The organism is Neoalteromonas flava (genome assembly GCF_002807685.1).
In the GTDB taxonomy this organism is placed as follows: domain Bacteria; phylum Pseudomonadota; class Gammaproteobacteria; order Enterobacterales; family Alteromonadaceae; genus Alteromonas_E; species Alteromonas_E flava.
The window spans coordinates 103,527-117,655 of sequence record NZ_PEAX01000002.1; the positions used below are offsets into that span (position 1 = coordinate 103,527).

Genomic DNA, 14,129 nt, shown 5'->3' on the forward strand with positions numbered 1-14,129 from the left:
GCTATTTCAAGATTTGAAATAGCCTTTCTTAATTACATCAATATAGCGTATTTATTCCCACTCAATCGTAGCTGGCGGTTTACCTGATATGTCATACACCACACGCGATATACCATCAATTTCATTGATAATACGATTCGACACATGGCCGAGGAAATCATAAGGTAAATGTGCCCAATGCGCCGTCATAAAATCGATCGTTTCAACGGCCCGTAAAGACACGACCCAATCATATTTGCGGGCATCACCCATTACACCAACCGATCGGACAGGTAAAAATACGGTAAAGGCCTGGCTCACTTTGTGATAAAGCTCAGCACGATGCAATTCTTCAATAAATATGGCATCAGCACGTCTTAACAGGTCACAGTACTCTTTTTTAATCTCACCCAGTACCCGCACACCAAGGCCTGGTCCAGGGAATGGATGACGGTAAAGCATGTCATAAGGCAGGCCCAATTCGAGTCCGATCTTGCGCACCTCGTCTTTGAACAATTCGCGCAGCGGCTCTACTAGCCCTAATTTCATATCTTTTGGCAGACCACCCACATTGTGGTGCGACTTGATCACATGAGCTTTACCCGTTGCAGAGCCCGCTGATTCGATAACATCAGGATAAATGGTGCCCTGCGCCAGCCATTTTGCGTCGATGATATTTGCCGCTTGCTCATCAAACACTTTGACAAACTCACCACCGATGATTTTACGTTTTGCTTCGGGATCAGCTTTACCCGCAAGAGCATTAAGAAAACGCTCCTCAGCATCCACCTTTATAATGTTTAGACCAAAGTGGTTACCGAACATATCCATTACTTGTTGCCCTTCATTTAAGCGCAACAAACCGTTATCAACAAACACACAGGTAAGATTCTCACCAATGGCACGGTGCAATAACATCGCTGTAACTGACGAATCAACGCCACCTGATAGTCCCAGAATGACTTTATCTGAACCCACTTGCTGTTTGATCCGCTCTACCGCATCGTCAATGATCGCAGCTGGTGTCCACAACTTCTCACAACCACAAATCGTCATCACGAAGTGTTGTAAGATCCGCTGACCTTGGCGAGTATGGGTAACCTCTGGGTGAAATTGCACGCCGTAGAATTGTTTCTCAACATTGACCATCGCTGCATGTGGGCAACTGGTTGTTTTCGCGATAGTAGTGAACCCCGAAGGAATATCTGCCACTTTGTCACCGTGACTCATCCATACATCAATCAGAGCATTCCCATTCTCGCCAATATGATCTTCAATGTGTTCAAACAATTGCGTGCTGTCGAGTAATTCGACCTGCGCATAACCAAACTCACGGATGTTAGAGCCTTGTACGCGCCCCCCTAATTGTTCCGCCATGGTCTGCATGCCATAACAAATGCCAAGCACTGGAACACCCGCAGTAAACACATATTCTGGCGCGCGTGGCGAGCCAGACTCGGTGACCGACTCAGGACCGCCAGAGAGAATAATTCCATCCGGATTAAAATCACGAATTTGTGCTTCACTCACATCCCAGGCCCATAATTCACAGTACACGCCAATTTCGCGCACTCGGCGTGCGATTAATTGCGTATACTGCGAGCCAAAATCGAGAATTAAGATGCGTTGATCATGGATATTCGTTGTCATTGCTGGTTTCCTGCAAATAGAGAACGCGCGACACCAATGGCCGCGCGCAGAAAGTGGCGTATAAATTAACCTAAACGGTAGTTTGGCGCTTCTTTAGTAATACTCACGTCATGTACATGGGACTCTCCCATCCCAGCTGCGGTGACTTTGACAAACTGTGGCTTAGTGCGCAGCTCATCGATTGTCGCACAGCCAGTAAGGCCCATTGCAGAGCGGAGTCCGCCCATTTGTTGATGGATGATATTAGCAATCGGACCTTTATAAGCGACGCGTCCTTCTATTCCCTCTGGCACGAGTTTTTCAGCATTATTACTGTCCTGGAAGTAGCGGTCTGAAGAACCATGACTCTGATTCATCGCGCCTAGCGATCCCATACCACGATAAGATTTGTAGTAGCGGCCCTGATAAAGTTCGACTTCACCAGGAGCTTCTTCCGTGCCGGCTAGCATGCTGCCCACCATAACGCAGCTAGCACCAGCCGCAATGGCTTTAGCAATGTCACCAGAGAATCGAATGCCACCGTCAGCAATCACCGGAATATCGCTATCTTTAAGCGCTTCCACAGCATCACTCACTGCTGTAATTTGTGGCACACCGCAACCGGTCACAATACGTGTAGTACAAATCGAACCTGGACCAATACCCACTTTTACCGCGTCTACGCCTGCGTCAGCCAGTGCTTTTGCTCCCTCGCCGGTAGCAACATTACCGGCAATCAATTGAACGCCTGGATAAGCTGAGCGAATGGCCTTAACACGGTCAATTACGCCTTGTGAGTGACCATGTGAGGTATCAATTAGCAATACATCAACATTCGCCTCTACTAACAACTTAATTCGCTCATCCGTGCCTGGACCAACGCCAACCGCGGCGCCAACACGTAGCCGACCCAATTCGTCTTTACACGCATTCGGCTTACTTTCGGCTTTTTGGAAATCTTTAACTGTGATCAGGCCACACAACTTGAAGTTGTCATCGACAACCAGAATTTTTTCGATGCGATGTTCGTGCATCAAATCTAATACTGTATCTGAAGGAGCACCTTCTTGAACCGTTACGAGACGATCTTTTGGTGTCATAACTTTGCTAATGGGTTGGTCAAAGCGGTTTTCGAAGCGTAAGTCACGTCCCGTTACAATACCGACTAAGTTATTGTCTGTATCAATGACCGGAAAACCTGAATAACCCAGTTTCTGACTCAACGCATTAACTTCACCAATAGTGGCTGTTGGCATTACCGTTACCGGATCAGATACCACACCACTCTCATATTTCTTCACTTCCCTAACGTGCTTAGCTTGTTGCTCTGCAGTCATGTTTTTATGAATAAAACCGATACCACCTTCTTGTGCAAGGGCGATAGCAAGTCGTGCTTCAGAAACAGTGTCCATGGCCGCAGAGACCATCGGAATGTTTAAACTCACAGCACGAGTTAAACGGGTTTTTAAACTAGCAGTATGAGGTAACACTTGAGAGTGACCAGGCACTAACAAGACGTCATCAAAGGTAAGAGCTTCTTTCGCGATTCGGAGCATGCAACAACACCTATATAATAAGGTTTTAATTGCGGCGCAATTGTAGTGTTTTTTGTATTTCAGGTAAACTGACTTTCGCACAAAAGCCAATAAAAATTATGACTATGATAAAACCACCTGCAGACCTGCGCCAAATTTACTCCGTAACCAAACTGAATCGCTATGTGAAATCCATACTGGAAGGCGAAATTGGTACGCTGTGGTTGTCTGCGGAAATATCCAATTTCACGGCAGCCGCAAGTGGGCACTGGTATTTTACGCTCAAAGACAGCAAGGCACAGATCAAGTGCGCGATGTTTAGAGGCGCCAATGCACGCATTAACTATCGTCCCAAGGAAGGTGATAAAGTGTTGGTACGCGGCAATCTATCACTCTATGAGCCGCGTGGTGATTATCAATTGATCACTGAGTACATGGAACTCGATGGCACGGGTAGCTTGCAAGCAGCCTTTGAGGCACTAAAACTCAAACTTAACGGGCTTGGCTTATTTAGTCAGCAGCGCAAGCGCCCGCTGCCCGATGTCATTCGCACCGTTGGAGTCGTAACCTCTGCATCTGGCGCTGCATTACACGATATTTTAACCGTACTCAAGCGTCGCTCTCCAGCTACCCGCGTGATCCTTTACCCAACTCAAGTGCAAGGTGAGCGAGCTCACCAGGAGATTATTAACGCCATTGACATTGCAAATCAGCGTGCTGAAGTTGATGTGTTGATTGTGGGCCGCGGTGGCGGTTCGCTTGAAGACTTGTGGTGCTTTAATCATGAACAACTGGCGCATTGTATCGCGGCTTCTGCGTTACCGATTATTAGTGCTGTAGGTCACGAAGTTGATATTACAATTGCCGACCTAGTTGCAGACTTGCGGGCTCCGACACCGAGCGCAGCGGCTGAATTGGTCAGTCAGGATCAACGCGAGCAGCGTCAGCTCTTAGAATCTTACCAGCGCCAGCTAGTCCACCACATTCAGCGTTATTTAAGCCAAGCTAAAGTTCACTTGAACATACAATGGCGGGGGGTACAACGTAATCACCCGAAGAGTAAGTTAAATACGCAACTACAACGCTTAGACGAGTTACAACAACGCCTCAATAATCAGGTTGTACGTCAAGTCCGGCAACAACGCCAACGCAGTGAACACTTGTCTCAACGTCTATTTAGGGTATCTCCACAGATTGCAATAAGACAACACCAAAGTGTCATCAATGCGATGCAGGAACGACTACAACGAGCGCTATCTGCTAGTCTTTTCCGCGCCGAACAGCAGCTCAATCAAAACGCCGGTAAACTGCATTCACTCAGTCCTTTGGCAACTCTCAGCCGTGGCTTTAGTATCACCTACAAAAATGGCAAACCACTGCATAGCGTTGCTGACGTAGCGGTAGGCGATACTCTTGAAACCCAACTCGAGAATGGCTCGATTAACAGCCAAGTCATGCAGATCGAACGATGAGGCAACTACTGCTTGGCAATCATTGCTTACACACTGATGATTTTATACACAATTTTTTGCTTGTAGTTCGAGCGCGAGTGCGTCATCATCGCGCAGCAAATTAAGGAGATCTGGCACTTGGTAACACCGCGCAAAACATTCATGGAAGTAGCATTGCCGCTTGCTTTGGGATTACTGTTGGCAGTACCAACGATAACTCATGCTCAGGCGACAAATGAACAAGTATTGCTACCTGCTGTATCTGTGTTTTCCTCGTACCCTAGTGCTTCAACTCAGCAGTCTTGCGTACCCGCAACAGACGACATGCAGTGTGCCGAAGATTATTTAGCACCGCACAGTTTTTTTACTGCTTTAACGAGTACCAACGCGTTTAGCAACACAGTTGCCAGTGAAAACGGCTACGACTACGAAGTGCTCATCGCGAACGTTCTAATTCCGTCACACAATACACAGACTGATACCCGTTTTTACACTATGGTAACTGAGTTTGATGTTACATGGCGCTCGATCCCTTTGGCCTCCTACACGTTTGAGTATGGTTTGTCAGCATTACTCAACGACGAGCAAAAAGAGCAATTCAGCCAGCGTTTAAGCCGCGCATTTATAGGCAAAGCTAAAGCCGAGCAAGTATTTAGTGCGGATTACCTGTTTGCACATCTAAACGCCAGCGATTACTTACAAGATTTGCAGTTACCGTCAGAAATAGCAACGTTCACATTGGATGATTTGCAGCTTTATCACGACCCATTGCGCGGCGCTGTGGCACGTTACACTCATCCCGATTATCCCAAAGATGTCATGGATATATTTGTCTATCCGGTATTCGATCCACAAGATCATATGAGCAGCAAGAGCGACCTCACTGAAGAGCTACAAAAAGACATCGATGACATAACTTTAATTGCCCAAAGTCGCGCTATTGAGGAAATAAAGATCAGCGATATTCAGGCCATTGACTGGAATATAGATAGCAACAATTTTCAGGGCAAATATTTTGATGTCGCTGCGGTCGATGATGGCGGAGAACCGCTGTTTACAACTACATACATCTTTCAATCCAAAGATAAGATTATAAAATTCAGTGCTAATTTTCCGGACCGGGTAGCGACAGAAATGGTTAAGCGGGCATTACCAAAGATTAACGTGCCCGAGCCATCAGCATTGATGCGTTCTTTACGCGAACAACCCAAAAGCTAAACTTACTTTTTCTTATGAAATGACATCATCCGGCGGCGTTTGCGTTGTTGTGCGAGGGTTAATTGATTCTTTTTGCCCTCAAACGGGTTCGAACCTTCCCTAAATTCAATTTTAATCGGCGTTCCCATCGTCTTCAGCGCCTTGCGGAAATAATTCATTAAGTAACGTTTGTATGCAGCCGGTAAATCCTGCACTTGGTTACCATGAATGACGATCACCGGTGGATTATAACCGCCCGCGTGAGCATATTTCATTTTCACCCGACGCCCACCGACTAACGGTGGTTTATGGTCTTCTTGAGCCATTTCCATAATTCGGGTCAACAGAGACGTATTGACCCGCTGCGTAGCAGAGGCATAAGCCTCTTGTACCGACTCAAATAAATGCCCCACACCAGTACCGTGTAATGCAGAAATAAAATGCAGGCGGGCAAAATCAATAAACCCTAAACGACGATCCAATTCACGCTTTATATCTTCCTTAACGTCGGTATCCAAACCATCCCACTTATTTACCGCTAACACTAATGAACGGCCAGAATTGAGCACAAAACCAAGCAGGCTGAGATCTTGATCACTGATCCCTTCGCGGGCATCTATGACCATCAATACCACGTTGGCGGCTTCAATCGCTTGCAACGTCTTTACGATAGAAAATTTTTCAATCGCATCACTGACTTTTTTGCGTTTACGCACGCCCGCGGTATCAATCAATATATACTCGCGGTCATCGCGCTGCATTGGGATGAAAACACTATCACGGGTTGTGCCTGGCAAATCATAGACCACCACCCGCTCCTCACCTAGGATCCGGTTAGTTAAGGTAGATTTACCCACATTCGGTTTACCCACGATTGCGAGCTTGATAGGCAAACCTTGCAAACGTTCGAGTTGAGCTTCAGCATCTTCGGCAGTTGTATCTTGGGGCGACTCTTCGAGTTTCATCTCAGGAAACTCAGACTCCAGTGGACGTACTGCTTCGTTCAGCAGTTGATTGATCCCTCGTCCATGTGCAGCTGCAATTTGATGAACATGGCCCAGCCCAAGCGCAAAAAAGTCAGCACTTTCGCTGTCGCCATCAATACCATCTACTTTGTTAGCAACCACATAGACCTGTTTGTCTGACTTGCGCAGATAATCAGCGATCCCTTGATCCGCGGGAGTTAGGCCTGCCCGCGCGTCAACCAAAAAGAAAACCACATCAGCTTCTACAATGGCGAGCAATGATTGCTCAGCCATCGCTGCATCAATACCTTCCTCGTCACCTGAGATCCCGCCCGTATCTACGACGATAAATTCAAGGCCATCGACTTTTGCTTGCCCATATTTACGATCCCGAGTTAAACCCGGAAAATCAGCGACCAGAGCATCGCGCGTTTTAGTCAGACGATTAAATAACGTCGATTTACCTACATTAGGTCGTCCGACTAAAGCAATTACAGGCAACATAAAAAACCTTGCATCCTCAAATTTATTGCAAACCGCTGCTGCGGCTTAACGTGCGACTTCGAGTGCCGCAACCACACCATCGCGGGTGGTGGCAAACAAACGGTTACCGCTAACTACTGGAGCGACAAAAACTGATTCATCTTCATCATCGTCACCCAGTGCATAGCGAGCCACTAAAGTACCTTCAGACTGACTTAACCAGTGCAAGAAACCATACTTATCACCAACCACGACAGTATCATTCATTACTGCCGGCGCTGATAAATCGCGCCCTTTTAAGCGCCCCTGAGACCATAGCTCAACCCCGTTGCGACGGTCGATAGCGTATACATGGCTGTTGTTATCTACGGCGAATAGGGTGTTCCCAGCTATCGCTAATGATTGATAAGCGGCATATTCACGTTTCCAAATAACTCGACCACTGCGTAACTCAACCGCTGCAAGAGTGCCACCAAAACTGATTGTGTAGATAGTCCCCGCGAATACTAAAGGTTTAGCGTCGATGTCAACGATCCGTTCAAGTTCAGTCGCGCCACTCGGAGCACTGATAACTTGTTCCCAAGCCATTAAACCCGACTCAAGAATATTGACTTGCAGTTTACCTGTCGGAGTACCAACGATGGCTCCACCGTTACTTGCCACCGGAGCAGACAAGCCGCGCAACGATAGTGGCGGCACTTCACTGTCAGTGCGCCACAATTCTCGACCATCGCTACTGTTCAGAGCCAGCATTGAGCCTGCGCCAGTATTAACTACCACGATACCGCTTTCTACTGCGGGTGCAGATAATACTTCACCGCGCACATCCACTTGCCACAGAGTCTCACCGGTCTGTGCATTTAGGGCATAAACTAAGCCATCTTCAGTACCAAAATAAATAGTATCTGCGACCACAGTGATGCCGCCGGAAATTTTCGCTGAGACCCCACTTGACCAAAGCGATGCAATGCCGCTGAAAAAGCCCTCATTCGGGTACGTGGCAAAATCACGCTGCCACACCGGTTTACCAGTGGCTTGTTCTAAGGCATACACGTCACCCTGACGATTAGCCACAAATATGTTGCCGTATGCTAAAGCCGGCTGGAGTCGGGAAAAATATTCATCAACGCCATGCCCAATGTCTCTGTCCCACACTTTCTTGGGCTGAAACTGAGCGTCAATCGGTGCTAAGCGTCGAACTTCTAATTCTTCTTCGTCTGCAAACCAATCTGAGATCGTCGCGCAGCCAGAGACCAATAGCGCTCCCAACACCAATAGAGAAGGTTTCAATAAATTCACAACCACTCCTTTAGCTTTCTGACGCAATGGCAAGGTTATCCAGCTTCATTTTTACCATCCGGTTTTCCGGTGCAGCGTCTACTGCATTGCTATAAGCTAAACGCGCTTGCACAAAGTCTTGCATTTGCACGTAGGCATCACCCTTTAGCTCTTCAACTTGTGCGTTAAACGCAGCATTTTTAACCTCACCGGCTTGCTGCAATGCACCTTGCGCATCATCTTGAGCCAACAACACACGCGCTAAACGCAAGTGAGCAACATCACGAACTGCCGCATCCTGAGCATTTGTCGCCGTTTGTAAATATTCATTGGCTTTAGCTAGGTCATTATCTTGAACCGCTTTAGCCGCCATTACTAAGGCTGTAATCGCCGCATAACCAGAATCATTGTATTCATTAAGAAATGCTTCAGCCTCAGCATTACCATTTTCAGCTTGCAAGTTTTGTACAACATTCTGGTATGCCACCGAGGCTTGTTCTTTAGCTGCGATTTGACTGTCAGAATAATAACGCCAGCCCCACAAGCCACCGAGACCGAGCACTGCGCCAATCACGATTGCCATACCGTTTTCTTTCCAGAATCGCTTGATTGCTTCTACTTGTTGTTCTTCAGTTGCGAACTGTTCCACTACATTTCCCTCATTACTTGCCGGACTTCATCCGGTTCACAAAATAAACTAAAAATTAATTTTCCAATAACTGCTGAACACGTGACGGAAGCACGGCCAGCTCAATCGTTTGCTGCGCGTCGTCTGTACGCAACGGTTTGAAACCAACAGTTTGCGTTTGCTTTTCCGTGTCGCCTATCACCAAGGCAACGGCAGCGCCGGTTTTATCCGCACGCTTAAATTGCTTTTTCATATTGCCACCACCGCAATGCAGCTGCACATTGGTATTGGGCAAACTCTCACGCAAAGACTCTGCCACTTGCATCGCATAGACAAATTCATCTTCTGACATCGGCATCACGTAGACGTCAGCTTGAGCAGTATTCACTTTGGCAACTTGTAACGTTTCGATTAATAACACTAAACGCTCCAGTCCCATGGCAAATCCAACGGCCGGGGTTGCGCGTCCACCAAGCTGTTCCACTAAACCATCATAGCGTCCACCTGCAAGCACAGTCCCCTGAGCTCCCAGTGCATCTGTAACCCATTCAAATACCGTTTGATTGTAATAATCTAAACCACGCACCAAGCGCGGATTAACCTCAAATGAGATGCCTAAATCGGTTAATCGTTCACACAGTTTTGAAAAATGTTGTGCTGATGCATCATCCAAATAATCCAACAAGCGCGGTGCGTCTTGCACGATGGCTTGGACCTCAGGGTTTTTGCTGTCTAGTACGCGCAACGGATTGGTTGTTAAACGCCGCTTGCTATCTTCGTCAAGCGCTGATTCGTGCTGACGCAAGAAAGCCACTAGTGCATCACGGTAATGAGCCCTAGCTTCTGGTGAACCCAATGAATTTATTTGTAATGACACAGAGTCCTGAATTCCAAACTCGCGCCACAAACGCGCACTCATCGCAATCACTTCGATATCGATATCTGGGCCAGAGAGGCCAAACGTTTCAACGCCGAACTGATGAAACTGACGATAACGCCCTTTCTGAGGACGTTCATGGCGAAACATCGGCCCCATGTACCACAGTCGCTGTTGCTGGTTATACAGCAAGCCATGTTGATTCCCTGCTCGAACGCAGCTGGCGGTGCCTTCTGGACGCAAGGTTAAACTGTCACCATTACGATCTTCAAAGGTATACATCTCTTTTTCAACGATATCAGTAACTTCACCGATAGAGCGTTTGAATAAATCAGTGCTTTCGACAATCGGGGTACGGATTTCCTGGTACCCATAGCTGGCGACAACGCGACGCAAACGCGCTTCCACCCACTGCCAAAGCTTCAGTTGGTCGGGCAATCCATCATTCATACCACGGATGGCTTGGAGTTGTTTAGACACGGCTTAACTCAAATCTGACTGGTTAATAAAAAGCCCCGTATTATAGGGGCTATGCAACAAAACAACAAACCACTTATGCGCTTTTATTGCGCTTAGGCTGGCCTATCGCTATCAAGGTTTTTTACCGCAATTTTATTGCGTTCATCCAATGCAGCCGCTTTGGCTCGGATACGCTGCTCCAATTGCGCCACTAAGTCATCATTGCTGAGACGTTCCTTCTGGCGTTTACCATCCAAATAGAAACCACTCATGTTGCGCGCGCCGGTCAGGCCTAAATCTGAAACTTCAGCTTCTCCCGGGCCATTAACCACACAACCAATAATCGATACGTCCATGGGCGTCAGGATGTCATCTAAGCGTTCTTCAAGCGCATTGACGGTCCCGATTACATCAAACTCTTGCCTCGAACAACTTGGGCACGCAATAAAGTTAATCCCGCGTGAACGAATACGCAGCGATTTTAGGATATCAAAGCCTACCTTGATTTCTTCCACTGGATCAGCTGCCAGTGAAATCCGAATCGTATCGCCTATCCCTTCGGCTAATAACATGCCTAGTCCCACAGCGCTTTTCACCGCGCCAGAACGGAAACCACCTGCTTCTGTTATCCCAAGGTGCAATGGATTATTAATTTGCTTGGCCAACAACCGATAAGCCCCGACCGCTAAAAACACATCAGAAGCTTTAACGCTCACTTTAAACTGATCGAAATTGAGTTGATCGAGGATGTCCACATGTCGCATAGCCGACTCAACTAATGCTTCTGGGGTTGGCTCGCCGTACTTTTCCTGCAAGTCTTTTTCGAGTGAACCACCATTCACACCGATGCGAATGGGAATGTTCTTGTCTGCGGCGCAATCCACTACTGCACGAACACGGTCCATTTTACCAATATTCCCCGGATTAATGCGCAAACAATCAGCCCCATACTCAGCCACTTTGAGCGCAATCCGGTAATCAAAATGAATATCCGCCACTAACGGAACAGAGACTTGCTGTTTAATTTGTTTGAACGCTTCTGCCGCGTCCATGGTTGGCACTGAAACGCGCACAATCTCACCACCCACCGCCTGTATGCGTTTGATCTGCGCTACAGTTGCTGCAACATCTGTGGTTGGAGTGTTGGTCATGGACTGCACGGCAATGGGTGCACCATCACCAATGGGTACATTGCCGACATAAATTCGTGACGACTGACGTCGAATTATTGGAGACTCAGCAAACATGGATTTCCTACTGTCGCGGTAAACTAAATCGGGCACTTCGACCGGCGGGTATATCACTCATATCAACAGGTTCTCCCGCATAGGATATTGCCACATTCTGTGGTGCACCAAGGGTAACTTCAAAAGGTGGTACACCGCTAATTGGCATCACCCGACCACGGACTTTGGTTCCGTAGGCAATGGCTTCACCCGTTGCGTCAGTGATATTAACCCAACAGTCATCATTAAAGGTAAAAACCAGCTCAACCTGCTCGCCCTCTGCGGACGTTTCCTCCAGCGCACTCTGGGTATCTGGCGAAGTATTGCTCGCAACCACATTTTCTGCAGTTGCGACTGGATTGTTGCCAAGTGAATCTGCTGCTGTATCAGGTTCCGCCCCGTCAAAAACGCCTTCACCCGCAGTGACGGGTGCCACATCATCAAGTGATGATTCTGCTGGTGTTGAATCATCGAACGACGACTCTGTAAGTGTTGACTCTGGCTCTGTTTGACTTTGCAGCAATTGCTCTGCACTTTTTTCCACATCGCTTTGCTCGCTAGAGTCAACTCCTGCTTGACTAACAAAGCGCGCACTCGGATCGTCGTTTAGCTCCATCGCTGTAGTTTCAGCCTGCTGATACCACCATAGAATAAACAGCGCAATAACGACAATCAAAATGAAGTACGTCAACATCATCCAGCGACTGTCATTCGCTTCTTTAGAAACCCGCTTAGAGAAACTTTGCAGCTTATGAGGGGTCTTTTGTACATTCGCATCTTGGCTTAACTCAGCCAGTAATGGCTCCGGATCAAGTCCAACGTTCTTCGCGTACAGACGAACATATCCCTTAATAAAAGTCGGAGACGTGCCTTGGCTGGTGTCATCAGCCTCTAATTGCTCAATTACACTGAGCTTTAAGAATAACTTGTCCGCCAGCGCCTGCTGCGAAAGACCTTGAGCCTCGCGGGCAGCCTTTAGTTGTTGCCCAACGCTCGGCCCTGACTGCTGCTCTTCTTGTTCCGCTTGGTTTTCTGTCATAGAAATCGGTTTACTCGTTCGATAATGTTGCTGGGTCTACTACCCAAAGTGTCATGCCTCTTTGAATTGACCCGTTCTCGGGTAACTGGTTCCATTCAATTAGGCTGCTCATTTTAACGTTGTAACGCAGAGAGATTCGATACAAATTTTCGCCAGCGCTCACCACGTGTTGAGTGCTCGATTCGTCTGCGGCAGATTCGCTTGCGTTAGTTGTGCTTTGCGTGGATGCCTGCTCTTCCAATTCTTTAGTTACTGATTGCTCACTATCTACTAGCGGATTAGCCTCTGTTAAAGGTTCTGTTGATATGGTGGTCACATCTGCCGTTTCATTGACAGCAGTGTCAGTAGTACCCGCCGCACCTGCTTCATCGTTTTCACTTGCAGATTCATCTGCTTTAACTGCTGAAATCTCGTTATGCTCTGAAGCTTCACTCGCCTCAACTATGTTACTTGTCTCTTCGTCAGCAACCGGAAGCGTAGGTTCATTCGTAATCGGACTTTCTGACTCTACTGGAGGCGCTGGCTTGCTTTCGACTGTGGGTTGCGCTGCCACTTTATTTGTAACTTGTGGTTTAGTTAAGTTAGCTAAGTAACGTTGGGTTAACGGGTGTCGCGGATACATCCGCATCAGCATCTCACCATACCCTTTGGCATCATCCTGTTGGTCTAATCCTTGGGCTATTTGTACTTGCATCCATAACGTTTCGGCAGAGACCCGTGCTACCCGCTGATAACGTGCTAGCGTCTGTTTCGCTAACGCATATTGCTCTTGATCAATTTGCAATTCCGCGAGTAAAAACAAACTTTTGGCACGTGTCGGCTGATGTTTAAGTGCTGTTTGCAGATACTCAATAGCTTCATTTGGTCGCTCTTGGCTCAAGCTACATAGCGCGATGTTCTCATAAGTTTCTGCTGAGTTAGCGTACGTCTGGCTATTAACCGCTTGCATAAAAAACTTTTTCGCCTGATCGTAGCGCCCTTGCTGACAAAGGAATGCGCCGTAACTATTGGCGATGTCTGGATTTCTGGGGTCTAAATCAAGGGCATTTTGGTAGGATTGTTCAGCACGCTTCACTTCTTCAACGAGCTGATAGTAATAGGCCAAACTGTAGTGCGCATCTGCCAGCCGTGGCGCAAACTCCAACGCTTTATCTAAATTGAGTTTCGCCTGAGTATAATTGCCGTTTTTTAAATACGTTAGGCCAAGAGAAATTCGGGTCTTTGCGGCTTCAACCTGATCAAAATCATTACTTCTTTCGAAGCCTTCTGGCAATGGCTCACTAACACATCCAGCTAAAGTCAGTAAAAGCAGAAAACCTAATATTCGTCCAAACATTCAAATGCTCATTCAGGTCGTTAGAGTTATCTACGCAAATCTATCAG

The 14,129-nt window shown here is 47.3% G+C and carries 11 protein-coding genes; 2 read left to right on the forward strand and 9 right to left on the reverse strand.

Annotated features, from left to right (window positions below):
• Nucleotides 1-51: 51 nt before the first annotated feature.
• Complete coding sequence (gene guaA / locus CSH92_RS04365) at nucleotides 52-1,629, reverse strand: glutamine-hydrolyzing GMP synthase (RefSeq protein ID WP_100656401.1); 1,578 nt, start codon at nucleotides 1,627-1,629, stop codon at nucleotides 52-54.
• 65 nt (nucleotides 1,630-1,694) lie between these two features.
• Entirely contained in the window at nucleotides 1,695-3,164 is a 1,470-nt protein-coding gene (guaB, locus tag CSH92_RS04370; protein WP_100656402.1) for an IMP dehydrogenase, read from the reverse strand.
• 104 nt (nucleotides 3,165-3,268) lie between these two features.
• On the opposite strand from guaB, the gene xseA reads away from it, so the two are divergent.
• Both xseA and CSH92_RS04380 read left to right on the forward strand, forming a co-directional pair.
• Nucleotides 3,269-4,615: an exodeoxyribonuclease VII large subunit gene (xseA, locus tag CSH92_RS04375; protein ID WP_100656716.1), complete on the forward strand. Its 1,347-nt coding sequence runs from the start codon at nucleotides 3,269-3,271 to the stop codon at nucleotides 4,613-4,615.
• Nucleotides 4,616-4,756: 141 nt separating this feature from the next.
• Complete coding sequence (locus CSH92_RS04380) at nucleotides 4,757-5,812, forward strand: hypothetical protein (protein ID WP_100656403.1); 1,056 nt, start codon at nucleotides 4,757-4,759, stop codon at nucleotides 5,810-5,812.
• 2 nt (nucleotides 5,813-5,814) lie between these two features.
• On the opposite strand, the gene der is transcribed toward CSH92_RS04380, so the two are convergent.
• From der to pilW, 7 genes are all read right to left on the reverse strand, one after another.
• Entirely contained in the window at nucleotides 5,815-7,260 is a 1,446-nt protein-coding gene (gene der / locus CSH92_RS04385) for a ribosome biogenesis GTPase Der (protein ID WP_100656404.1), read from the reverse strand.
• A 45-nt stretch (nucleotides 7,261-7,305) separates the two neighbouring features.
• The gene (gene bamB, locus CSH92_RS04390) at nucleotides 7,306-8,538 is read right to left on the reverse strand and encodes an outer membrane protein assembly factor BamB (protein WP_240612733.1); all 1,233 of its coding nucleotides are present in this window, start codon (nucleotides 8,536-8,538) and stop codon (nucleotides 7,306-7,308) included.
• A 10-nt stretch (nucleotides 8,539-8,548) separates the two neighbouring features.
• Nucleotides 8,549-9,166 carry a YfgM family protein gene (locus CSH92_RS04395; protein ID WP_100656405.1) on the reverse strand — a complete coding sequence of 206 codons (618 nt, stop codon included), beginning with the start codon at nucleotides 9,164-9,166 and terminating at the stop codon, nucleotides 8,549-8,551.
• 55 nt (nucleotides 9,167-9,221) lie between these two features.
• Complete coding sequence (hisS, locus tag CSH92_RS04400; protein WP_100656406.1) at nucleotides 9,222-10,502, reverse strand: histidine--tRNA ligase; 1,281 nt, start codon at nucleotides 10,500-10,502, stop codon at nucleotides 9,222-9,224.
• Between the two features lie 92 nt (nucleotides 10,503-10,594).
• Nucleotides 10,595-11,728 carry a flavodoxin-dependent (E)-4-hydroxy-3-methylbut-2-enyl-diphosphate synthase gene (ispG, locus tag CSH92_RS04405; protein WP_100656407.1) on the reverse strand — a complete coding sequence of 378 codons (1,134 nt, stop codon included), beginning with the start codon at nucleotides 11,726-11,728 and terminating at the stop codon, nucleotides 10,595-10,597.
• Between the two features lie 7 nt (nucleotides 11,729-11,735).
• On the reverse strand, nucleotides 11,736-12,746 hold the full coding sequence (locus tag CSH92_RS04410; protein ID WP_100656408.1) for a RodZ domain-containing protein: 1,011 nt from the start codon (nucleotides 12,744-12,746) through the stop codon (nucleotides 11,736-11,738).
• Nucleotides 12,747-12,756: 10 nt separating this feature from the next.
• Nucleotides 12,757-14,082, reverse strand: coding sequence for a type IV pilus biogenesis/stability protein PilW (pilW, locus tag CSH92_RS04415; protein WP_100656409.1), 1,326 nt, complete (start codon nucleotides 14,080-14,082; stop codon nucleotides 12,757-12,759).
• Between the last annotated feature and the right edge of the window lie 47 nt (nucleotides 14,083-14,129).